This is a genomic window from Bacillus sp. NEAU-242-2 (assembly GCF_027853835.1).
GTDB classification, from domain to species: Bacteria; Bacillota; Bacilli; order Bacillales; family Bacillaceae; genus Bacillus; species Bacillus velezensis.
Window position 1 is genome coordinate 108,960 of record NZ_JAPNNY010000005.1, and the last position, 21,581, is coordinate 130,540.

The 21,581-nt window shown below is 50.4% G+C and carries 15 protein-coding genes; 4 read left to right on the plus strand and 11 right to left on the minus strand.

Annotated elements, in window-relative coordinates; all coding sequences use genetic code 11:
- Nucleotides 1-140: 140 nt before the first annotated feature.
- The 5 genes from OWN49_RS15535 to OWN49_RS15555 form a co-directional block, all read right to left on the minus strand.
- Nucleotides 141-6,182 (minus strand): NTTRR-F1 domain, encoded by a 6,042-nt coding sequence (locus OWN49_RS15535; protein WP_245133896.1) that lies wholly within the window; start codon nt 6,180-6,182, stop codon nt 141-143.
- Nucleotides 6,183-6,296: 114 nt separating this feature from the next.
- A complete protein-coding gene (locus OWN49_RS15540) occupies nt 6,297-6,995 on the minus strand; it encodes a hypothetical protein (protein ID WP_063174323.1) in 699 nt (232 codons plus the stop codon).
- Between the two features lie 106 nt (nt 6,996-7,101).
- Entirely contained in the window at nt 7,102-8,538 is a 1,437-nt protein-coding gene (locus OWN49_RS15545; RefSeq protein WP_015417012.1) for an anion permease, read from the minus strand.
- A gap of 124 nt (nt 8,539-8,662) precedes the next feature.
- Nucleotides 8,663-9,928 (minus strand): pectate lyase family protein, encoded by a 1,266-nt coding sequence (locus tag OWN49_RS15550; protein ID WP_165409762.1) that lies wholly within the window; start codon nt 9,926-9,928, stop codon nt 8,663-8,665.
- Nucleotides 9,929-10,091: 163 nt separating this feature from the next.
- On the minus strand, nt 10,092-10,439 hold the full coding sequence (locus OWN49_RS15555) for a general stress protein (RefSeq protein ID WP_003155650.1): 348 nt from the start codon (nt 10,437-10,439) through the stop codon (nt 10,092-10,094).
- A gap of 190 nt (nt 10,440-10,629) precedes the next feature.
- Between OWN49_RS15555 and OWN49_RS15560 the strand changes: the two genes are divergently transcribed.
- Nucleotides 10,630-10,980 (plus strand): DUF3212 family protein, encoded by a 351-nt coding sequence (locus tag OWN49_RS15560; protein ID WP_050515827.1) that lies wholly within the window; start codon nt 10,630-10,632, stop codon nt 10,978-10,980.
- Nucleotides 10,981-11,108: 128 nt separating this feature from the next.
- The gene (locus OWN49_RS15565) at nt 11,109-12,128 is read left to right on the plus strand and encodes an NADP-dependent oxidoreductase (RefSeq protein WP_033574968.1); all 1,020 of its coding nucleotides are present in this window, start codon (nt 11,109-11,111) and stop codon (nt 12,126-12,128) included.
- Between the two features lie 50 nt (nt 12,129-12,178).
- Here OWN49_RS15565 and OWN49_RS15570 read toward each other — a convergent pair whose 3' ends face one another.
- Entirely contained in the window at nt 12,179-12,625 is a 447-nt protein-coding gene (locus OWN49_RS15570) for a GNAT family N-acetyltransferase (protein ID WP_033574967.1), read from the minus strand.
- 73 nt (nt 12,626-12,698) lie between these two features.
- Nucleotides 12,699-13,829, minus strand: coding sequence for a DEAD/DEAH box helicase (locus tag OWN49_RS15575; protein ID WP_003155655.1), 1,131 nt, complete (start codon nt 13,827-13,829; stop codon nt 12,699-12,701).
- Between the two features lie 171 nt (nt 13,830-14,000).
- On the opposite strand from OWN49_RS15575, the gene OWN49_RS15580 reads away from it, so the two are divergent.
- Nucleotides 14,001-15,557, plus strand: a complete 1,557-nt coding sequence (locus OWN49_RS15580) for an ABC-F family ATP-binding cassette domain-containing protein (protein ID WP_003155656.1) — start codon at nt 14,001-14,003, stop codon at nt 15,555-15,557.
- A gap of 43 nt (nt 15,558-15,600) precedes the next feature.
- Here OWN49_RS15580 and OWN49_RS15585 read toward each other — a convergent pair whose 3' ends face one another.
- The 3 genes from OWN49_RS15585 to OWN49_RS15595 all read right to left on the minus strand — a co-directional run bounded on the left by OWN49_RS15585 (nt 15,601) and on the right by OWN49_RS15595 (nt 19,349).
- Complete coding sequence (locus tag OWN49_RS15585) at nt 15,601-16,785, minus strand: MFS transporter (protein ID WP_014304592.1); 1,185 nt, start codon at nt 16,783-16,785, stop codon at nt 15,601-15,603.
- Nucleotides 16,786-16,848: 63 nt separating this feature from the next.
- Nucleotides 16,849-17,271, minus strand: coding sequence for a MerR family transcriptional regulator (locus OWN49_RS15590; RefSeq protein ID WP_003155658.1), 423 nt, complete (start codon nt 17,269-17,271; stop codon nt 16,849-16,851).
- 188 nt (nt 17,272-17,459) lie between these two features.
- Nucleotides 17,460-19,349: an ABC-F family ATP-binding cassette domain-containing protein gene (locus OWN49_RS15595; RefSeq protein WP_176283186.1), complete on the minus strand. Its 1,890-nt coding sequence runs from the start codon at nt 19,347-19,349 to the stop codon at nt 17,460-17,462.
- A 158-nt stretch (nt 19,350-19,507) separates the two neighbouring features.
- Here OWN49_RS15595 and OWN49_RS15600 point away from each other — a divergent pair, with 158 nt between their 5' ends.
- Nucleotides 19,508-20,575 (plus strand): glycosyltransferase, encoded by a 1,068-nt coding sequence (locus tag OWN49_RS15600; protein WP_025649929.1) that lies wholly within the window; start codon nt 19,508-19,510, stop codon nt 20,573-20,575.
- Nucleotides 20,576-20,622: 47 nt separating this feature from the next.
- Here OWN49_RS15600 and OWN49_RS15605 read toward each other — a convergent pair whose 3' ends face one another.
- Nucleotides 20,623-21,522: an SDR family oxidoreductase gene (locus OWN49_RS15605; RefSeq protein WP_014304589.1), complete on the minus strand. Its 900-nt coding sequence runs from the start codon at nt 21,520-21,522 to the stop codon at nt 20,623-20,625.
- Nucleotides 21,523-21,581 lie beyond the last annotated feature (59 nt).

Genomic DNA, 21,581 nt, shown 5'->3' on the forward strand with positions numbered 1-21,581 from the left:
AGGTGTGGCAAAATCCCATTTCTATTGGGCGAATTTTCAAATGTTCTTAAGGCTGCACCATGCACAGCTTTTAGAGAAAAAAGACCTAACTGTGCATAAGTCAGGTCTTTCATTTTTAAAATATCAGTCTGCTATTGTCATTAGGTTGTCGGGAAACGAATGCTGTTAAAATCGATATTGAGAGCTGACGCTGCTGTTATATTATTTGCAGTTGTGAAAACAACTCTCAACTGGTACGTATTTGTTCCTGCGGTCGGCGCTGTATCCACTGTTGTATCAGCAATCGAAAAACTATCCGTAGCTGCGGTAGTATTAGTTCGCGACAGAGTTCTTGTATGAATTTGCACTGCTCCCCTATATAATCTCACTTCAAAAACAAAGTTTGAATTCGCTGCAGTTGTTAACGCGGCACTGAGTGCATAATCCAGCTTTACATTCTGCAAAGCATTAACTGGGATTGCCAGCGTAGCAACGGGAACTTCTGTATTTAACGGCGGATAAACAGTGAGCGGCCCGTTGGTTCTTGTGAAGAGCAAGGTTGGTGTACTGCCTGTGGCGCCGGTTGGGCCTGTTGGGCCTGTTGGGCCTGTTGGGCCCGTTACTCCGGTTGCCCCGGTTACACCAGTCGGGCCGGTTATGCCTGTCAAGCCGGTTGGGCCTGTTGCTCCTGTTGCTCCTGTTGGACCCGTTAGGCCTGTTGTACCTGTCGCTCCTGTTACTCCAGTTGAGCCGGTTGCACCTGTTACTCCAGTTACTCCGGTTACTCCGGTTACTCCGGTTGCACCTGTTGCTCCGGTTGCACCTGTTGCTCCTGTTATTCCGGTTGAGCCTGTTGATCCGGTTGATCCTGTTGGGCCGGTTTCTCCCGTTACACCGGTTGCGCCGGTTGAGCCTGTTACACCAGTTGGGCCGGTTTCTCCGGTCGAACCTGTTACACCAGTTGGGCCGGTTGAACCCGTTATGCCAGTCGATCCTGTTGCTCCTGTTACTCCGGTTGGACCGGTCTCTCCCGTTGGGCCGATTTCTCCGGTTACCCCCGTTGCACCGGTTGCTCCTGTTGGCCCTGTTGCGCCGGTTGGGCCTGTTACTCCGGTTGCGCCGGTTACACCAGTCGGGCCGGTTGTACCGGTTGAGCCTGTCGATCCAGTTGCTCCGGTTTCTCCTGTTGAGCCAGTAACCCCTGTTGGTCCAGTCACACCGGTTGGGCCCGTCGCGCCTGTTATTCCAGTTAGCCCGGTTGCACCAGTTGCTCCTGTTATCCCCGTTGCTCCAGTCACTCCAGTTGCTCCGGTTTCTCCTGTTACACCTGTTGATCCCGTTACACCAGTTGGACCCGTTACTCCGGTTGGGCCAGTTACTCCCGTTGCACCAGTTACTCCGGTCGCTCCAGTTACTCCCGTTGCACCTGTTGGGCCGGTTGAGCCTGTCGATCCCGTTGCTCCGGTTATTCCTGTTGACCCTGTTACACCGGTTGCGCCGGTTTCTCCCGTTGCACCAGTTTCTCCTGTTGGGCCAGTTACTCCGGTCGCTCCAGTTACTCCCGTTGCACCTGTTGGGCCGGTTGAACCTGTCGATCCCGTTGCTCCGGTTATTCCTGTTGACCCTGTTACACCGGTCGCGCCGGTTTCTCCTGTTACTCCAGTTATTCCGGTTGAACCCGTGGTTCCGGTTACTCCTGTTGCTCCAGTTACTCCCGTTGAACCTGTTACCCCGGTTGGACCGGTTTCTCCGATTGAACCTGTTGCTCCGGTTGGGCCTGTCGATCCTGTTGGGCCCGTTATTCCAGTTACTCCGGTCGCTCCGGTTGAACCCGTGGTTCCGGTTGCTCCTGTTGATCCTGTTACACCTGTTGGCCCTGTTGGTCCTGTTGGTCCTGTTGGTCCTGTCGATCCTGTTGCACCCGTTTCTCCGGTTGGACCGGTCTCTCCCGTTGGGCCAGTTTCTCCCGTTGCACCGGTTACACCAGTCGAACCGGTTGTTCCTGTTACTCCAGTCATTCCGGTTGAACCCGTGGTTCCGGTTGCTCCTGTTGATCCTGTTAAACCTGTTGGCCCTGTTGGTCCTGTCGATCCTGTTGCACCCGTTTCTCCGGTTGGACCGGTCTCTCCCGTTGGGCCGGTTGCTCCGGTTTCTCCGATTGAACCTGTTGCTCCGGTTGGGCCTGTCGATCCTGTTGGGCCCGTTATTCCAGTTACTCCGGTCGCTCCAGTTGAGCCTGTTACCCCAGTCAAACCGGTTGAACCCGTGGTTCCGGTTGCTCCTGTTGATCCTGTTAAACCTGTTAGCCCTGTTGGTCCTGTCGATCCTGTTACTCCGGTTGGACCGGTTTCTCCCGTTGCCCCAGTTTCTCCTGTTGCACCAGTTACACCAGTCGAACCGGTTGCTCCTGTTACTCCTGTTGGGCCGGTTTCTCCCGTTGCCCCAGTTTCTCCGGTCGCTCCAGTAACTCCAGTTGGACCGGTTGCTCCTGTTGCACCAGTCGCTCCGGTTGAGCCTGTCGATCCCGTTGCACCGGTTACTCCTGTTGGACCCATGATTCCGGTTGGACCCGTTTCTCCCGTTGAACCTGTTACTCCAGTTGGGCCGGTTGCTCCGGTCGAACCTGTTACACCTGTTGGGCCGGTTGAACCCGTTATGCCAGTCGATCCTGTTGCTCCTGTTACTCCGGTTGGACCGGTCTCTCCCGTTGGGCCAATTTCTCCAGTTACCCCCGTTGCACCGGTTGGGCCGGTTTCTCCAGTTGGACCGGTTGCTCCAGTTACTCCCGTTACTCCCGTTGCACCGGTTTCTCCTGCTGCCCCAGTTGCGCCGGTTACACCAGTCGAACCGGTTGTTCCTGTTACTCCAGTTATTCCGGTTGAACCCGTGGTTCCAGTTGCTCCTGTTGATCCTGTTAAACCTGTTAGCCCTGTTGGTCCAGTCGATCCTGTTGCTCCTGTTACTCCGGTTGGACCGGTTTCTCCCGTTGCCCCAGTTTCTCCGGTCGCTCCAGTAACTCCTGTTGGACCGGTTGCTCCTGTTGCACCAGTCGCTCCGGTTATTCCTGTTGACCCAGTTACACCGATCGCTCCGGTTGCGCCAGTCGATCCTGTTGGACCTGTTACACCAGTTGAGCCCGTGACCCCAGTTGGGCCGGTTTCTCCTGTTGACCCAGTCACTCCCGTTAAACCAGTTGCCCCTGTTGGACCCGTTGCCCCTGTTATTCCGGTTGAGCCTGTTGATCCGGTTACACCAGTTACCCCAGTCGCTCCTGTTGCTCCGGTTTCTCCAGTTATTCCCGTTGCGCCGGTCGCCCCGGATGCACCCGTTGCTCCGGTTGAACCGGTTTCTCCCGTTGAGCCAGTCGGTCCGGTTATTCCTGTTGACCCAGTTACACCGGTCGCTCCGGTTTCTCCGGTTGCTCCTGTTGGCCCTGTTGCACCAGTCACTCCCGTTACACCGGTTGGGCCGGTTGTGCCTGTCGATCCCGTTTCTCCGGTTTCTCCTATCGCCCCGGTTACTCCGGTTGGACCCGTGATTCCGGTTGGGCCGGTTTCTCCGGTCGCCCCAGTTACTCCCGTTGCTCCAGTCACACCCGTTGGACCGGTTGGGCCTGTTACTCCTGTTGGGCCTGTCATTCCGGTTGTACCGGTTGCGCCAGTCACTCCAGTTGAACCGGTTTCTCCTGTTGAGCCAGTAACCCCTGTTGGTCCAGTCACACCGGTTGGGCCCGTCGCGCCTGTTATTCCAGTTAGCCCGGTTACACCAGTTGCGCCTGTTGCTCCTGTTATCCCCGTTGCTCCAGTCACTCCAGTTGCACCGGTTTCTCCCATTGTCCCAGTTACTCCGGTTGATCCCGTGGTTCCGGTTTCTCCTGTTACACCTGTTGCTCCGGTTGGACCGGTCGCTCCGGTTATTCCTGTTGACCCTGTTACACCGGTCGCTCCGGTTTCTCCTGTTGACCCAGTCACTCCTGTTGACCCAGTCACTCCTGTTGCACCAGTTACGCCGGTTGGGCCAGTTTCTCCCGTTGCACCGGTTACACCAGTCGAACCGGTTGTTCCTGCTACTCCAGTCATTCCGGTTGAACCCGTGGTTCCGGTTGGGCCTGTCGATCCGGTTGGACCGGCCTCTCCCGTTGGGCCGATTTCTCCAGTTACCCCCGTTGCCCCTGTTGCGCCGGTTGAGCCTGTTGCGCCGGTTGATCCCGTTGCTCCTGCTGGGCCGGTTACTCCAGTAGCTCCGGTATCCCCGGTCGAGCCAGTTTCTCCGGTTGGTCCTGTCGGTCCTGTTTCTCCAGTCGAGCCAGTTTCTCCAGTTGCCCCAGTAACTCCAGTTGGACCGGTTGCTCCAGTCGCTCCTGTTATCCCCGTTGCCCCAGTCACTCCCGTTACACCGGTTGTGCCGGTTGTGCCGGTTGTGCCGGTTGAGCCTGTCGATCCCGTTGCTCCTGTTACACCAGTTGAGCCCGTTACACCAGTTAGACCCGTTACTCCGGTTGAGCCGGTTGCTCCAGTCGCCCCTGTTACTCCAGTTGAGCCCGTGGTTCCGGTTGCTCCTGTTGATCCTGTTAAACCTGTTGGCCCTGTTGCGCCGGTTGGTCCTGTCGATCCGATTGGACCGGTCTCTCCCGTTGGACCGGTTGCTCCTGTTACACCTGTTGATCCCGTTACACCAGTTGGACCAGTTACTCCGGTTGAGCCAGTAACTCCAGTTGCACCGGTTTCTCCCGTTGAACCAGTTGATCCTGTTGGACCCGTTGCCCCTGTTATTCCGGTTGCTCCAGTCGCTCCTGTTATCCCCGTTGCACCAGTCACTCCAGTTGCTCCGGTTTCTCCCGTTGAACCAGTTCGGCCTGTTGTACCTGTCGCTCCGGTTGCGCCGGTTGAACCGGTTACACCCGTTGCTCCAGTTACTCCTGTTGAGCCAGTCGCGCCTGTTTCTCCTGTCGATCCCGTTGCGCCGGTAATCCCAGTTGAGCCTGACGATCCAGTTGGACCGATCTCTCCCGTGGGTCCAGTTGATCCTGCTGCACCAGTCACTCCAGTTGAACCTGTCGACCCTGTTGGCCCGGTTGGACCTGTTATTCCGGTTGGGCCGGTCGTTCCTGTTGAGCCTGTTATTCCGGTTCGGCCGGTTACACCAGTTGAGCCAGTCACTCCAGTTGGACCCGTTACTCCGGTGGGGCCGATCTCTCCCGTTGGACCTGTTACTCCGGTTGAGCCGGTTATCCCCGTCGCCCCGGTTGCTCCTGTCGATCCCGTGACCCCAATCGGGCCAGTCACACCAGTTTCTCCGGTTGGGCCGGTTGCTCCTGTTAAACCTGTTGGCCCTGTTGCGCCGGTTGGGCCTGTCGATCCTGTTGCACCTGTTACTCCAGTTGGACCTGTTGAGCCGGTTGCTCCGGTTGGGCCGGTTGCTCCCGTTGAGCCTGTCGGTCCGGTTGAACCAATTGCTCCGGTCGCTCCTGTTGCACCAGTCACTCCGGTTGTTCCCGTTATTCCGGTTACTCCGGTTGCACCGGTTGAGCCTGTTACTCCGGTTGAGCCCGTGATTCCGGTTGCTCCTGTTACACCAGTCGAGCCGGTAGCTCCAGTTACTCCTGTCGGACCAGTTACTCCGTTTGGGCCGGTTACACCCGTCGCTCCTCTTACTCCCGTTGCACCAGTTACTCCGGTCGCTCCTCTTGCTCCGGTTACTCCTGTGGGACCCGTCACTCCTGTGGGACCTGTAATTCCTGTTACGCCAGGTTCACCCCCGGTTTGCGCCAATGAAACGTCATCTATTAAAACCGTGCCGGAAGAAACTTTACTTAATACAATGACGGCAGAGGCTGCGCCAGAAGGCACACTGCTTGTTTTATAGATTTCAGACCATGTGTGAAAGAGCACGTTCGGCAAATTTCCGGGTGTGATATTTTCTTGAATGGAACTGATTTGTTCACCTGCTGCGCTGACATAGATGATCTGGAGAGTGACTTGGGGACTTGGCTCATTTCCGAGCGTTGCGAGTGATACGAATAGAGTCACTGACTTGGCTGAAATGGGAACGATTTGACTGAGGTAAGCATATGGCTGAGCTCCAATAAATTGCGCAGAATATCTCCCTGAATGTGCAAACAAACTGTTAATCTGGGTATTTGCCGAACTCCACCCCGCTAATGTGCCGGTTTCAAAGCTTCCGTTTATAATCGGATTATTCATTCAATCTTTTTCCCTCTCCTTCCCGTTGTTGACCGTCTTACTTATTAAGACAGCATATTAATACGGGCTGTGTTTTGACAACCTAAATAAAAAAGGTGATTTCTTTTCATCACCTTAATCTGATCCTTGAATGGGGAATCCCGTCGCAATGAGGGAGCGGTTTGCCGCTGCGACTTGTGTTACGTAGTTCGAAGAAAGGACGGATAAATAGAGCTGATACGCGGCTGTTTCATCCGCCTTCATTTCGTCGATGTACGTAAAAGGAATTCCTATGATTTGCCCGCCTGAAGAAAAGAGGTTCCTCTCTTGTCTCTGTGTTTGTATCGATACGCCATTTCTTTGCAGCTCGACAGCTAAGACCAATGAGAAATGAGACGCGAGCGGATCTAATTCCACATTTACTTGTATGACGGCATCCGTTTTCACCAATTGATCTGTCGGCGCAGCTATCACTGCGCTTAACACGTTTATCGGTGTTCCTTCTAACGGAATCGTCATTAGTTCTGCTGTATTTTGAAAAGCTACCGCAGGAACCGCTCCCGGCGGACCCTCAGGCCCCGGGGGACCGGGCGGACCCGCCTCCCCTTGCGGACCGCGGGAGCCGGCGGGTCCTCTTTTGCCTTCGGGACCTCGCAGCCCGGGTACGCACAAGGCAGATCGATTTTCATCTGAAGACGGAAACCGTTTTTCCGTCCCTGTTTCCGGACTTTCAAGTTCACATGGTAATTGTTCATACCGGCGTTTCATATGTCTGCTCATATATTTGTAAGGTTTCTGTTTCAATATCATGTATTGATTACGGCCGCTGCTCATAATATCACCCCGGCAATATTCTATTCGCATTGAAGTCATCATGTGCAGGCCCTTCCCATTCCTTACCGAAATAAAAAAAGGCAGACCTGAGTCTGCCTTTTTTCTTCTACCATAACCCTAATACTTTCCACCATAATCCGCCGATCACAAGCCATGTCACAATATGGACGATTGACAGGATAAAGCCGATGGACCACCATTTGCTTTGCGATATATAACCCGCTCCGAAAAAGACCGGAGCCGCTCCTGAGCCGTAATGCGTCGTCGAACCGAAAAGGTTGCTGAAAAACGCCAGGCTGAGCGCCGCCAACAGCGGCGGAGCGCCTGCCGCCACGATGACGGCGAGAAATGCCGCATACATGGCGCTGATATGCGCGGTTGCACTCGCAAAGAAGTAATGCGTGTAATAATACACGACAATCAGAATCATAAATGCCACAATCCATGAAAAACCGGAAACAGATGATTTCATCATATCGCTGAACCAAGACACCATGCCGAGCTCATTCAGAAAATTCGCCAGCATCACAAGCGCCGCGAACCAAGTCAGCGTATCCCATGCACCTTGTTCTTTTTTGATGTCCTCCCATGTTAATACCTGTGACAAAAGCAAAACGGATAATCCGATCAGGGCCGTCGTCGTTGCGTCGATATTTAAGCTTCCTCCGAAAATCCACAGCGCAAGCACCAATAAAAAGACGATAACCATGGAGAGTTCGGATTTTTTAAACGGACCCATTTCTTTCAATTTTTCCGTTGCGATTTTAGCCGCATCCGGTGTTTCTTTAATTTCCGGCGGATACAGCTTATAAATGACGAGCGGCGTAATGATTAAGCTCGCCAATCCCGGTACAATGGCCGCAATTGCCCAGCTTGTCCATGTGATGTCCACCCCTGCGACATCGTGGGCCAGCTTGGCGATCAGCGGGTTCGCCGCCATTGCCGTCAAAAACATCGCAGACGTAATCAAGTTTCCTTGAAAACCGGTTTTTAATAAGAAAGCGCCGATTTTCCGCTCTGTTCCGTCTGCCGGCGTTGATCCGAAAGTTTCGGATAATGATCTGATAATAGGAAAAATAATGCCGCCCGCCCGTGCCGTGTTGCTCGGAATGGCAGGTGATAAAATTAAATCACTGAAAAGCAGTGAATAAGAAAGGCCGAGTGTTTTCTTCCCGAACCGTTGTACGAATACGTAAGAAATCCTGGCGCCGAGCCCGGTTTTGATAAATCCCCGGGAAATAAAAAAGGCGATGACAATCAGCCAGATTGTCTTGTTTCCAAATCCGCTTAACGTATTTTCAATAGATAGCGTTCCCGTTAACGCGGTGACTGCCAATGCAAAAATTGCAATTGCGCCCATTGGCAAGGGCTTGGAGATAAAGCCGATAATTGTTGCGACAAAAATAGCGAACAAATGCCATGCTTTAGGTTCAAGTCCGGACGGCGCGGGAATAAACCAAATGATTAATCCCACAGCAACAGTAATAAGCAAAGGAATGATTTTTACTGCCTGCTGTTTTTTTGCGTCTTTTTCTGAAGCCATTACAGGTCTCCTCCTATTTTGTTGTCTTCCATCCCCTATCCCATTTTACTACTTAACTAAGTTAATAAACGTTTTTGTTAATTAAAAAACACAAAGGAATATTTTCCTTTGTGCTTCTTGTTTATTATTTTAATATACCCGACCCGGCTTTAGATATAACATCTGATTTTACATTTGATGATGAGCCGATGGAACCGTGCAATGACGGTGTCCAGCCGACGGACTGACTTAATCCGTTGGCGGCTGACGCGTTGATGGAGGCGCCGTTTAAAAGAGTGCCGTCTTCATGAAGCGCTTTTCCGCCGCTGAAGACGCTGATGACTTTATCAGCAGCCAGTCCCGGCACTTCAAAGACATTATTCTGGGCATATATTTTTGACGCGTGGCCTGCGCCCCACGCATAGCTGAACGGGTATGCGGCGCTTTTAGAGCCTGCGTAAAAATTATTATAAATATGAACCTGCCCGTACCGGACCCGCGGTGCGCGCTGGACGATGTTCTGGTAATAGTTATGGTGAAGGGTCACCTTCAGTTTTCCTTCATCCGACGTCTTGCTGTCGCTGTTTCCGATGACGGAGCCTTTGTCATGGTCATGATATTTATTATAGGACAATGTAATATAATTCGCCCCGTTGGCTATATCCGTCTGGCCGTCATGGTGCTGATATTTTCTCCCGTAATAGTAAGGAAAACCGCTGTCGGGATTCGATCCGTCATTAAAGGTGCAATGATCGATCCAGATGTGCGTCGCGCCGTTAATGGTGATATTGTCATATTCCGAGTTCCAGTTGCCGCTGCTGCCGTCCGTCGGGTCCCATTGCGGAAAATAGTCGTAAGCGTCTTGAAATTCAATGTTGCGGATGATGACATTGTCGACGCCGTTCTTTATATTAAAACTTCCGCCTGTCACTTTGGCATTTGAACCCGAACCGATGATCGTCGTATTTGAAGGAATGTCAATCACGACCCGTGCTTTCTGGTTTTTTTGAGATCGCTGTCTGGCGTCTTCCTGGGTGCCTGACGGCGCTTTTTTCCCCCATTTGTCCGGGTCGTACGCCTTCAGATAAGCGTTGAGATCATATGCCGGATCTTTATAATCATTAAAGCCGAGCGTTTTATTCCGGTCGTCCGTATTCATATTGATTGTGCCTTGTATGTAAATAATCTTCGGCGTGCTGTTGGCGCTTCCCCCTAATGCAGAAACGAGCTGCTGTCTGTTTGATACGGTGTAGACATTCGATGAAGAGGCTTTCGCGCCGCCGGTTGTCCCGCCGGAAGCGGCTCCCCAGCCGTCATTTGTTCCTAACGTCTGCCGTCCCAGGTCAGCGGCATAGACGTCCGCAGGGATCATACATAAACAAACCGCCAGCATAAATAACATTTTTTTCATGAATTGTACTCCTCCTGATTTTTCGTTCCAATTTATTACAATTGAATTCTATCAAATCAGTTGAGAAACGGCACCGAAAATGTACAGCATGTGCCTTTCGGTTTTATTGCGGAAACCGCAAAAAAATCCCAAGGGACCGAAAACCCCTTGGGATCTGTTCAGCTTACGCCCATGATTTTACTTTTTCGTTATCCGTGACAAATAGAAGAACTTTTCCTTCATCTAAGCGCTTTTCAAATTGTGATGCTTCCTCTTCTGAAAAGCCGATTTCGTGAATTTTGTTGCGGAGCTCGTCGCCTTTTTTATTAAACATATTGCCGACCGCGTGTTTAATGCCCGTTTCTTTCGCTCCGATGGTATTGACATCAGTATTATCTGCCAGGCGGTCCGTTCTGTCGTCATCATGAGAAAGCACATATACGTCTTCTTTTGCGACACCCAATTGCTGAAGCTCTTTTACGTCCTGCATCAGTTTTTGATCATTTGTATATTCTCTTACTACCGGTTTCATTGATAAGTCCTCCCTTTTGTTTTTGTATATTGGATGTTTACCCGCTCAACCAAAGGTCAAACAAAAGAAAGAGAGTTCCGGGAAAAAACGGGCAGATTGTCGGTGGATATTTTCCGGCGGGACATGTTACAGTAGGGAAAGCTACATTTTCAGAAAAATAAAAATCTTCATGAGCCGATTAAGCAGGGAGGTGGTTCCTATTCATTACTTTTCACCGGAACAGCGATTTAACGCTTGGGTTGTCAGTGATTTAGTGAAGCAGGTATTCCGCCGGCATACCCGCTGCCCGGATGGAATAAAAGAGCTTACGGTCTTTGCTGAAGATACTTTTCATATTAATATCGATTTCGTTTTCTCTATCATTATCAATATCGGTGATATCGAATCCGTTCTGCCGAAAGAAATTGAAAATAAGCTGGGTTCTTATCTGACCGCGCTTCAGCCCGTCATTACCGCTGACATGCTTCATTCTTCAAAAACGAATGCCTATGAATATTTGGAACATGAGAAAAACACCGATGTGTACCGGTTATTCTTTTAAATACGCATATAAGGAAAGAAGGGCCCTGGCCCTTCTTTTTTTGTTGCCGGCGGACGGTTTGATTTTGTATTCGGGAAATGGTTCGTGTTACATTTGGAACAAACACTCATGTTGAAGGAGGATGCATCATGCCGAAAAATCAGCAGCAGATTCAATTGGCAAGACGCCCCAAAGGCGTTCCCGTCCATGACGATTTCCGCTTTGAAACGATTGCCGTTCCCGAACCGAAAGACGGCGAAGTGCTTGTGAAAACGAGTTATGTGTCCGTTGATCCGTACATGCGCGGACGGATGCAGGATACAAAATCATATGTAGAGCCGTTCGCTTTAGATGAAGCCATAACAGGCGGAGTGATTGCCGAAGTTCTGACAGACGGCGATAAGCTGAAAAAAGGAGATGTTGTGATCGGAAATCTCGCATGGCAGGAATATTCAGCCGTCAATGAGTCCGCCCTCCGCAAGTTGGATACGGATATCGCACCCGCCCAGGCGTATCTCGGCATTTTAGGGATGACCGGACTGACCGCTTACTTCGGGCTGCTCGATATCGGCCGTCCGAAAAAGGGCGAAACCGTCGTCGTTTCAGGGGCTGCGGGCGCCGTCGGCTCAACGGTCGGGCAGATTGCCAAAATCAAAGGCGCGCGGGTTGTCGGCATCGCCGGTTCTGACGAAAAAATCGCGTATCTGAAAGAGGAGCTTCAATTTGATGAAGCCATTAATTACAAAACGGCGGATGATATTCAAAAAGCGCTTGAACAGGCATGCCCTGACGGCGTCGATGTCTATTTTGACAATGTCGGCGGACCGATTTCAGATGCGGTGATAAACCTGCTGAATGAATTCGCCCGCATTCCGGTATGCGGAGCGATCTCTTCATATAATACCGAAAGTGAAGAGGAAGACATGGGCCCCCGCGTCCAGCCGAAGCTGATCAAAACAAAAGCGCTGATGCAGGGGTTCATCGTCAGTGATTATGCTGACCGCTTTTCCGAAGGCGCGAAACAATTGGCCGAATGGCTCAAGGACGGGAAGCTTCATTATGAAGAAACGATTACGGAAGGATTCAGCCATATTCCTGACGCGTTCCTCGGCCTGTTTAAAGGAGAAAACAAAGGCAAACAGATCATCAAAGTCAGTGATCTAAGTTAACATGATGATGAAAAAAGGAGGGCTTTGTCCCCTCCTTTTGCTTTTTCGCATCAGCCGCGAAGAATCAAAGTCAGAAAGCCGTCTTCATCAGGCTCCGTATCTTCCAAAGTGAATCCCGCTGCTTGAAAGCAGGCTAAACTGATTTGATTGTCTTTTTCGATGCTTGCCGCCCATTCCCGCACGCCGGTAAACCCAGGATCAGTCAGCAGTTTTTGCAAAATCTGTTTTCCGTACCCTTGAAGCTGGTACAAAGGATTGACGATCAATCCGATATACGCCCGTTCCTCCACAAACTCTATAGAGACCATTCCTGCCGGAAGCTGCCCGTCATATGCCATAATGACAGTATCGTCTTCATCTTTATTCAATCGTGCATACCACGCGTCTAATGGCAGCATCGCATCCATTCTCCGTCTGATGTTATCGTTCTTAAACCAGTGTTCAAGTATTTTCAGCTCACGTTCCTTCAATATTTGAAATCGGTCTATTGAACCCATCTTCCCACTCCCCTGCCCGAACCTTTTCTATTATTTTACAATGAAAAAAGAAGGGCTTCCCGCCCTCCGTTTCTTATTTCTCAGATAATTTTCCGCCTGAATAAACGGCCTCTTTCAGCTCAATTCCGAGTGATTTGGCCATTTTTTTCAATTTGGATTCTTCCATCGGCGTGACAAGGCTGAGTACGGTTCCTTCTTTACCGGCCCGCCCCGTCCGGCCGGATCTGTGGATATATCCGTCTTCATTCGGGATGTCTGCGTGAATGACGTACGGAAGATCATCGATATCAAGTCCGCGCGCCGCTATGTCAGTCGCCAGAAGCAGCGGAAATTCTCCCCCTTCAAACGCTGATAATATCTTTGCCCGCTCCATTTTTTTCGCTTCTCCGTGCAGGATGCCGAGATCCACGTGATGATAGGCGAGTTTTTCCGCATAGACGCTTAAATTTCCGATATCTCTGACAAACACGAGCGCCTGCATGCCGTTCAGCCGTGACAGCTTTTGCAATAGCTTCACTTTATCCCGCTGATCGCAGACGAGATATTGATGCGTGACGCGCGCTTTTTCCGCCGTATTCCGCTCCACTTTCAAAACGGCCGGTTCATGTGCGATGGCATTCAGCACCTCTTCTGTCTCCGGCTGCAGCGTAGCGGAAAAGCTTAAAAGCTGTCGGTCTTTCAGCGTCGTTTTAATGATTTTTTTCATCGTTTCGCGGTGTTCCTTTGTCACGAGCTGATCCGCTTCATCAAGAACGATCGTCTTGACTTCATGCATTTTCAGCTTTTTCGCCTGAATCAATTCGAGCACCCTGCCCGGTGTGCCTGCAATGATATGCGGTTTATTTTTGAGCTTCTCCACCTGCTTTTTCACGTTTGCCCCGCCGATCAAAGACAAAGCGCGAAGATCGGAGCCTTTTTTCCACTCCTGAATCACTTGAAAAATCTGCATCACAAGCTCGCGGGACGGCGCTAAAATGATCACTTGCGGATGTTTCTGTTCCGGGTTGATCCGCTCCAGAACCGGAAGCGTGTACGCCAATGTTTTTCCCGTTCCCGTCGGGGATTCGGCAATGACGTCTTTCCCTTCCATGATCACCTGAGCGGCTTTTTCCTGAATAACGGTCGGCTCCTGAAAACCTGACGCCTCCCAGTTTTCGGCGATAAATGGTTGTGTATGCTGTAAAAATGGCCATGTTTGGGTCATGTCGTTCTCCTCAATTCTTAAAATCTACTCCATAGTATCTCAAATGCACGCGGCAAACGCAATTTTCTTTTTCCTTCCAAGCCTTTTAACAAACGGTCTCCTCCTTTATAATCATAAATGAGAAAGACACATGATAAAAAAAGCGTGTCTGATAACGATAGAGGTGTAATGATGAGTATTTTATCCGTAAAAGATTTAAGCCACGGCTTCGGTGACCGTGCGCTTTTTAACAATGTATCGTTCCGTCTTTTAAAAGGGGAACACGTCGGCTTAATCGGAGCAAACGGCGAAGGTAAATCAACGTTTATGAATATTATTACCGGAAAGCTTGAGCCTGATGAGGGTAAGGTTGAATGGGCGAAAAACGTGCGTGTCGGCTATCTCGATCAGCATACCGTGCTTGAAAAAGGAAAAACGATCCGCGACGTGCTGAAGGATGCGTTCCATTACTTATTTGCGATGGAAGAAGAAATGAACGAGATTTACAACAAAATGGGCGAAGCGGACCCTGATGAGCTTGAGCAGCTGCTTGAAGATGTCGGTGTCATTCAGGACGCCCTGACAAACAATGATTTCTACGTGATTGACAGCAAAGTTGAAGAAATCGCCCGCGGCCTCGGCCTGCAGGAAGTCGGCCTAGACCGCGACGTCACTGACTTAAGCGGCGGACAGCGGACGAAAGTGCTGCTCGCCAAACTGCTTTTGGAAAAGCCGGAAATCCTTCTGTTGGACGAACCGACGAACTACCTTGATGAACAGCATATTGAATGGCTGAAACGCTATTTGCAGGAATATGAAAATGCGTTCATCTTAATTTCCCATGACATTCCGTTTTTAAACAGCGTAATCAATTTGATTTATCATGTGGAAAATCAAGAGCTGACGCGTTATGTCGGTGATTATCATCAGTTTATGGAAGTCTACGAAGTGAAAAAACAGCAGCTCGAAGCCGCCTATAAAAAACAGCAGCAGGAAGTGGCTGAGCTGAAAGATTTCGTCGCCCGCAACAAAGCCCGCGTCAGCACGAGAAATATGGCGATGTCCCGTCAGAAAAAGCTTGATAAGATGGATATGATCGAACTGGCGGCCGAAAAACCGAAACCGGAATTCCATTTCAAGCCTGCGAGAACGTCAGGCAAGCTCATTTTTGAAACGAAGGACTTAGTCATCGGTTACGATACTCCGCTGTCACGCCCGCTCAATCTCAGAATGGAGCGCGGACAGAAAGTCGCCCTGTACGGCGCAAACGGCATCGGGAAAACGACGCTGTTAAAAAGCCTGCTCGGTGAAATCCAGCCGCTGGAAGGCACGGTGGAGCGCGGCGAGCATCAATACACGGGCTATTTCGAGCAGGAAGTGAAAGAAACCAATAACAATACGTGCATCGAAGAAGTGTGGAGCGAATTTCCTTCCTTTACCCAGTACGAAATCCGCGCCGCCCTCGCCAAATGCGGCCTGACGACCAAACACATTGAAAGCCGCGTCTCCGTTCTCAGCGGAGGAGAAAAAGCGAAGGTCAGACTGTGCAAGCTGATCAATTCAGAAACAAATCTACTTGTGCTTGACGAACCGACAAACCACCTGGATGTCGATGCGAAAGAAGAGCTGAAACGCGCGCTGAAAGAATACAAAGGCTCCATTCTGCTGATTTCCCACGAACCCGAGTTTTACATGGATATCGCGACGGAAACATGGAATTGTGAGTCTTGGACGACAAAAGTGCTGTAAACACAAAAAGGAACTCCCGCCCGTGCGGAAGTTCCTTTTTTTCTTAATGTCCGGCTTTTATTCCGGCGAGATGTTTGCGTCCCATGAGAAGGACAAGCATGCCTACAAAAACGACGATCCCGCCTACTGTATATGGAGTGCTTGCGGTGAAGTGTTCTGACAGCATTCCCGCAATCCACGGAGCGAGCGCACCGCCGATAAAGCGGACTGAGCTGTAGGCTGAAGACGCGATTGAACGTTCAACCGGCGCAGCACCCATCACAGCGGTTGTCATGATCGTATTCACCATACCGAGGACAGCACCGGCAACAACGATACATGTAATGATCAACGTCTGATGGTCAGTCCAGACCCCCATAATAACGAGAATGGCCGCAAAGGCGATAAAGAGAACGACGAGCGAACGCACTGTGCCCAGCGCTTTGTGCACGAGCGGCGCCGTAAAGACTGACGTAATTGCCAGCAGAAGGCCCCAGCCGAAGAAGACATATCCGAGACCGTGTTCATCTAAATCCAGCACGAACGGAGAATAAGCAAGCAAAATAAAAAATCCAAAGTTGTATAAGAATGCAGATACTGCCATTGTCAAAAGGCCTTTATATTTGAGCGCCTTCATCGCATCAAACACACCGACGCGTTTCGCCGGTTTCGGCAGCTTCGGCAGCATGAGTGAAATCGCGCAAAGCGCTATAAACATCAGGACAGACACTCCGAAGAACGGAGCGCGCCATGAAAGGCTGCCTAGCTCTCCGCCGGCAAGCGGCCCGACGGAAATTCCCAGTCCGAGCGCGGCCTCATACAGAATAATAGCTTTGGCGCTGCCGCCGACAGATACCCCGACGATGACGGCAAGCGCGGTTGAAATAAAGAGAGCATTCCCAAGCCCCCAGCCGCCGCGATAGCCGACAAGCTGAGCGATTGAACTTGAGCTTCCGCCGAGAGCGGCAAACACGATGATAAAAATAAGTCCGAGAAGCAGCGTCCATTTTGCGCCGATCCGGCTGGAAATCGCGCCGGAGAAAAACATCATAAAACCGGTAACGAGCAAATAACTTGTAAATAACAGTGATACTTCACTAGGTGAAGCATGTAATTGTGCGGCGATCGCCGGAAGAATCGGATCGACAAGACCGATTCCCATAAAGGAAATCACACAGGCAAACGCAACCGCCCAAACGGCTTTCGGCTGGCTGAATAAGCCTGTTTTCTGTTGTGATGATGTATCCATTTGACCAGACCTCCTGTTTTATCCATTAAAAGAAACGCTATATCCATAGCGTTTACAGCAAAATCATTCGATTGATTGAATGGCGCGGTCAGCTTTTTCTTTCATTCCGTTAAGGCGCGTTTTAAAATGCTGAAATGTGCTGATCTTCTCATCAATCATCTCAAGCTGGTGGTTCAAAGCGTGCTGAATCTCTTCCAGCTTTTCTTTCCGTTCCTTCGGATCCAGTGACAACAAGTACCCCTCTTTGTTTAATTCCAGCTGACGGCTCATCTCCATAAACTGCTGAAGTTCCTGAAGGGAAAAACCGAGCACTTCTTTTGTGCTGGTGACTTTTTCGAGCTCCTCCATATCATCTTCAGAGTAAAGCCGGACGCCGCCTTCTGTCCGTTTAGGAGCAGGAATCAAACCAATCTCCTCGTAAAAACGAATGGTTCGTTTTGTCAGTCCGCTTCGCTTGGCAACTTGATCAATCTTCATCCATTCCAAGGTGAATCCCCCTCTTGTCGTATCTGTTTCTATTATACACCATTTGAACCTTAACGTAAACGTAAACTTTTTATGCCGAATAAACTTAGCTTGGACGGAACCTTTGTCTTTAAAGCGCCGGGAGACATTTGTTTAAAACAAAAAGCCGGTATGACCCGCCGTCTTCTCGGGGGCCGTACCGGCTTTTCTTAATTCTCAAGTTCTTCAATCATCAGTGACAATTCGGTCCAGCGTTCCATCGCCGCTTCAAGCTCTTCAGCCGTTTTTGCCTGTTCGGCCATCAGTTCTTGTATCTTTCCGAAATCACTTCCCGCTTCAGCGATTTCCGCTTCCAGACGCTGATGCTTTTCTTCAAGGCCGGCGATTTTGTCTTCGATGCCGTCCCATTCGATCTGATCCTTGTACGAAAGCTTTTTGCGCTTTTTCTTCGGCTCTTCTTCCGCCTTTTTTTCTTCGGCCGGCTGTTTTACCGCCGTCTTCTTCGCTTTTGCTTGTTCCATGTATTCACTGTACGAACCTTGGAAACGGGAAATGATGCCGTGTCCTTCAAATACAATCAGGCGGTCCACGACGCGGTCAAGGAAATAGCGGTCATGGGATACAGTGATGACGACGCCCGGGAACTGTTCGATATAATCCTCGAGCACGCTTAATGTTTCTGTGTCCAGATCATTGGTCGGTTCATCTAAAAACAGCACATTCGGCTCCTGCATCAGTACATTCAGCAAGTACAGACGGCGCTTTTCCCCGCCCGACAGCTTTCTGATATATGTCTGCTGCATCGGACGCGGGAACAGAAAACGCTCAAGCATTTGTTCCGCGGTGATGACATCGCCTTCCGCCGTTTTGACGATTTCAGCCGTCTCTTTTATATAGTCAATGACTTTCATATCACCGTTCATTTCGCTGTGATCCTGGGTGTAGTAGCCGATCCGGACCGTCTGCCCGATGGTGATATTACCGCTGTCAGGCTGAATTCTGCCGGCGAGGCTGTTTAAAAGTGTCGTTTTCCCGATTCCGTTCGGCCCGATGATGCCGATTCGTTCCCCCGGGATGACAAGCTCATTAAACTGGCTGATCAGCGCTTGGCCGTTATAGGTAATGGCGACGTTATCGGCTTCGATTACTTGTTTTCCGAGACGGTGGGAACCGATCGCGAAATCGAGTGATCCGGAGACTGCCGGCCCTTTTTGCTCCTTGAGCGCCTCCGCTCTGTCCACTCTCGCTTTTTGTTTCGTCGAGCGCGCTTTCGCTCCTCTTCTGAGCCACGCCAATTCGCGGCGCAGGAGGTTTTGACGTTTTGTTTCTTTCTGCTCCGCCAGCGCTTCCCGTTCGGCCCGTTTTTCCAGGAATACTTCATAGTTTCCTTTATACGTATAAAGGCTGCCTCTCTCAAGCTCGTAAATTCTGTTCGTCACCCTGTTCAGAAAATATCTGTCGTGCGTGACAAGCATAACGGCGCCCGGATATTGCGATAAGTAGCCTTCCAGCCATTCAATCGTTTCATTGTCCAAGTGGTTTGTCGGTTCATCTAAAATGAGCAGGTCAGCCGGCTGGATGATGTTTTTCGCAATCGCGACGCGCTTTCTCTGGCCGCCGGACAGCTCACTGACATCCTTCATCAGATCGGTGACGCCAAGTTTGGTTAAAACCGTTTTGGCTAACGTATTCGCCTCCCACGCATCATTCGCGTCCATTTGGGCCTGCGCATCAAGCAGGTGTTTCTGGCGCTGGTCATTTTCCGGTTCTTCATTCAGCGCCTGAAGCGCTTTTTCGTATTCTCTCATCGTTCTCATGACGGCTAATCCGCCGGAATAAATATGTTCAAGAACGGTTTGTCCGGCCGGAAGCTCAGGGTCCTGATGCAAAAACTCAATATGCACGTTTCCTGAAGACGTAATCTCGCCTTCCTCCGTTGATTCAAGGCCGGCAATGGTTTTCAGAAGCGTAGACTTCCCCGTTCCGTTCGGGCCGATTAAACCGATTCTTTCATTCTCTTCAATATGAAAGGAGATATGGTCGAATAATGTCTTATCTCCGTATGTTTTATAAAGGTTTTCCGCTTTTATGATGCTCATGGTTCCTATCAATCCTCACGTAAGTTCATGTGTTCATTTTAAATCAGGCGCTGGAATAAAACTAGTAAAAGGACAGACAAATTTCCTGGAAGAGATCATTTTGTCCGAAGAATGTTTCCGCCTCTCCTTTTATACACTGGAGGGGAAGAGGTGATGACATGATCAGCGTCAGTTTGTGCGTTATCGTGAAAAATGAAGAGGAGGTGCTTGCGGGCTGTCTTGATTCCGTCAAAGACATTGCGGATGAAATTGTGATTGCTGATACGGGCTCGACCGACCGGACGAAAGAAATCGCGGCCCGTTATACGGATAAGATTTATGATTTTGAATGGATCGATCACTTTGCGGCCGCCCGTAATTTTGTGTTTTCGAAAGCGGAAATGGATTATATTCTGTGGCTGGACGCCGACGATATGCTGACGGAAAAGGACCGTGAAAAGCTGATTGAACTAAAGGCGTCGCTTTCAAAAGAGGTGGACGCGGTATCCATGTATTATCACGTCGGCTTTGATGATCGGGGAGAGGTCAGCTTCAGATACCGCCGCAACCGACTCGTCAAGCGTGAAAAAGGATTCCGCTGGATCGGAGCCGTGCATGAGTATCTTGAAGTATACGGAAACATCATAGAAACCGATATTGCCGTCACACACCGGAAATCCGAGAAAAAGCACTCGCCTCCCTCGGACCGCAACTTGAAGATTTATGAGAAAATGGCGGAAAACAGTGAAACGATGACACCGCGCGATTTGTTTTACTTCGCGAATGAATTAAAGGATCACGGCCAGTATCAGCGCGCCATTACGTATTATCACCATTTTCTTTCCACAAAACAGTGCTGGATCGAAGACGAGATCAGAACGTGCCAATATCTATCCGATTGCTACAGGGCGGTCGGCCATGAAGAGGCCGCCATGACGTCTCTCTTAAAATCATTTCTGATCGATTGTCCGCGGCCGGAGTTCTGCTGCAGGCTCGGCGACTATTTTGCGGAGAAACGGCAATACCGGCAGGGCGTGTTTTGGTATGAGCTCGCCCTATCCGCCAAAAGCAGTGATGCAGGCTTTACCCAGCTCGAATATTCCACCTGGTACCCCCATCTGCAGCTCTGCGTCTGCCACTGGCAGCTCGGCGACAGAGAAAAAGCGAAGATTCATAACGACAAAGCCGCCTCCTATCATCCGTCACATCCGAGTGTCCTGTATAATCAAAACGTCCTCGGCACATAACATCGAAAAAAAGAGCTGCCCCCGTATGAAGGGCAGCTCCTTTTTGATTACGCTGTCGGAATTCCTCCGCTTACACTGTAAATTTGGGATGTCACATAACTCGATTCTTCTGAGGCCAAAAAGACATAAATTCCTGCCAGCTCCGCCGGCTGTCCGGCACGCTGTAATGGAACGGCCGGTGTTTCCTTGCCGAATTTCGGAATGTTTTCACCGGGCTGTCCTCCTGAAATCTGCAGCGGTGTCCAGATCGGCCCCGGCGCTACCGAGTTGACTCTGATTCCTTTATTCGCCAGCTGCTTTCCTAGGCCGACGGTAAAACCGATAATGGCATGTTTCGTCGCGGCATAATCCAACAGCATCGGGCTTGGATTATACCCTTCTACGGACGTTGTCGTGATAATAGACGCGCCTTCCGGCAGATACGGAAGCGCGGCTTTGACGAGCCAATACAGTGAGAATACGTTGACTTCAAATGTTTGATAGATTTGTTCTGTAGTAAGATCGCTGATATCATCCACTGCCTGCTGTTTGCCGGCAACAAGAGCGAGCGTGTCAAGACCGCCAAGCTCTTGATACGCTTTTTCCGCCAATTCTCCGCAAAACGCTTCATCGCTTAAATCTCCCGGCAGCAGAACGGCTTTTCTTCCCTCTTTTTCAATTAACGCTTTCACTTCTTCTGCATCCGGCTGTTCCTCAGGCAGATAGTTAATGGCCACATCCGCCCCTTCCCGGGCATAAGCAATTGCGGCGGCCCGGCCGATACCTGAATCGCCGCCGGTGACGAGGGCTTTTCTTCCCTTCAGCTTGCCGGCTCCTTTATAGCTTGTTTCACCGCAATCCGGCACAGGCTTCATCTCTTTCTGCAAGCCGGGCGGTTCTTGATATTGTTTTGGAAATTCATCATGATCATATTTCGTCAGCGGGTTGTGCAGATTTGCATCAGACATACAAGACTCTCCTTTATCATTGGTGATGTATTCGTATGTGTACCCCTTTAGCATGACGG

Coding starts and splice junctions, on each gene's coding strand:
- OWN49_RS15550 (WP_165409762.1), bottom strand. CDS start 9,928: ATGAAAAAAATGTTATTTATGCTGGCGGTTTGTTTATGTATGATCCCT.
- OWN49_RS15540 (WP_063174323.1), bottom strand. CDS start 6,995: ATGAGCAGCGGCCGTAATCAATACATGATATTGAAACAGAAACCTTAC.
- OWN49_RS15595 (WP_176283186.1), bottom strand. CDS start 19,349: ATGAGCATCATAAAAGCGGAAAACCTTTATAAAACATACGGAGATAAG.
- OWN49_RS15605 (WP_014304589.1), bottom strand. CDS start 21,522: ATGTCTGATGCAAATCTGCACAACCCGCTGACGAAATATGATCATGAT.
- OWN49_RS15555 (WP_003155650.1), bottom strand. CDS start 10,439: ATGAAACCGGTAGTAAGAGAATATACAAATGATCAAAAACTGATGCAG.
- OWN49_RS15535 (WP_245133896.1), bottom strand. CDS start 6,182: ATGAATAATCCGATTATAAACGGAAGCTTTGAAACCGGCACATTAGCG.
- OWN49_RS15545 (WP_015417012.1), bottom strand. CDS start 8,538: ATGGCTTCAGAAAAAGACGCAAAAAAACAGCAGGCAGTAAAAATCATT.
- OWN49_RS15570 (WP_033574967.1), bottom strand. CDS start 12,625: ATGGGTTCAATAGACCGATTTCAAATATTGAAGGAACGTGAGCTGAAA.
- OWN49_RS15600 (WP_025649929.1), top strand. CDS start 19,508: ATGATCAGCGTCAGTTTGTGCGTTATCGTGAAAAATGAAGAGGAGGTG.
- OWN49_RS15565 (WP_033574968.1), top strand. CDS start 11,109: ATGCCGAAAAATCAGCAGCAGATTCAATTGGCAAGACGCCCCAAAGGC.
- OWN49_RS15575 (WP_003155655.1), bottom strand. CDS start 13,829: ATGACCCAAACATGGCCATTTTTACAGCATACACAACCATTTATCGCC.
- OWN49_RS15585 (WP_014304592.1), bottom strand. CDS start 16,785: ATGGATACATCATCACAACAGAAAACAGGCTTATTCAGCCAGCCGAAA.
- OWN49_RS15580 (WP_003155656.1), top strand. CDS start 14,001: ATGAGTATTTTATCCGTAAAAGATTTAAGCCACGGCTTCGGTGACCGT.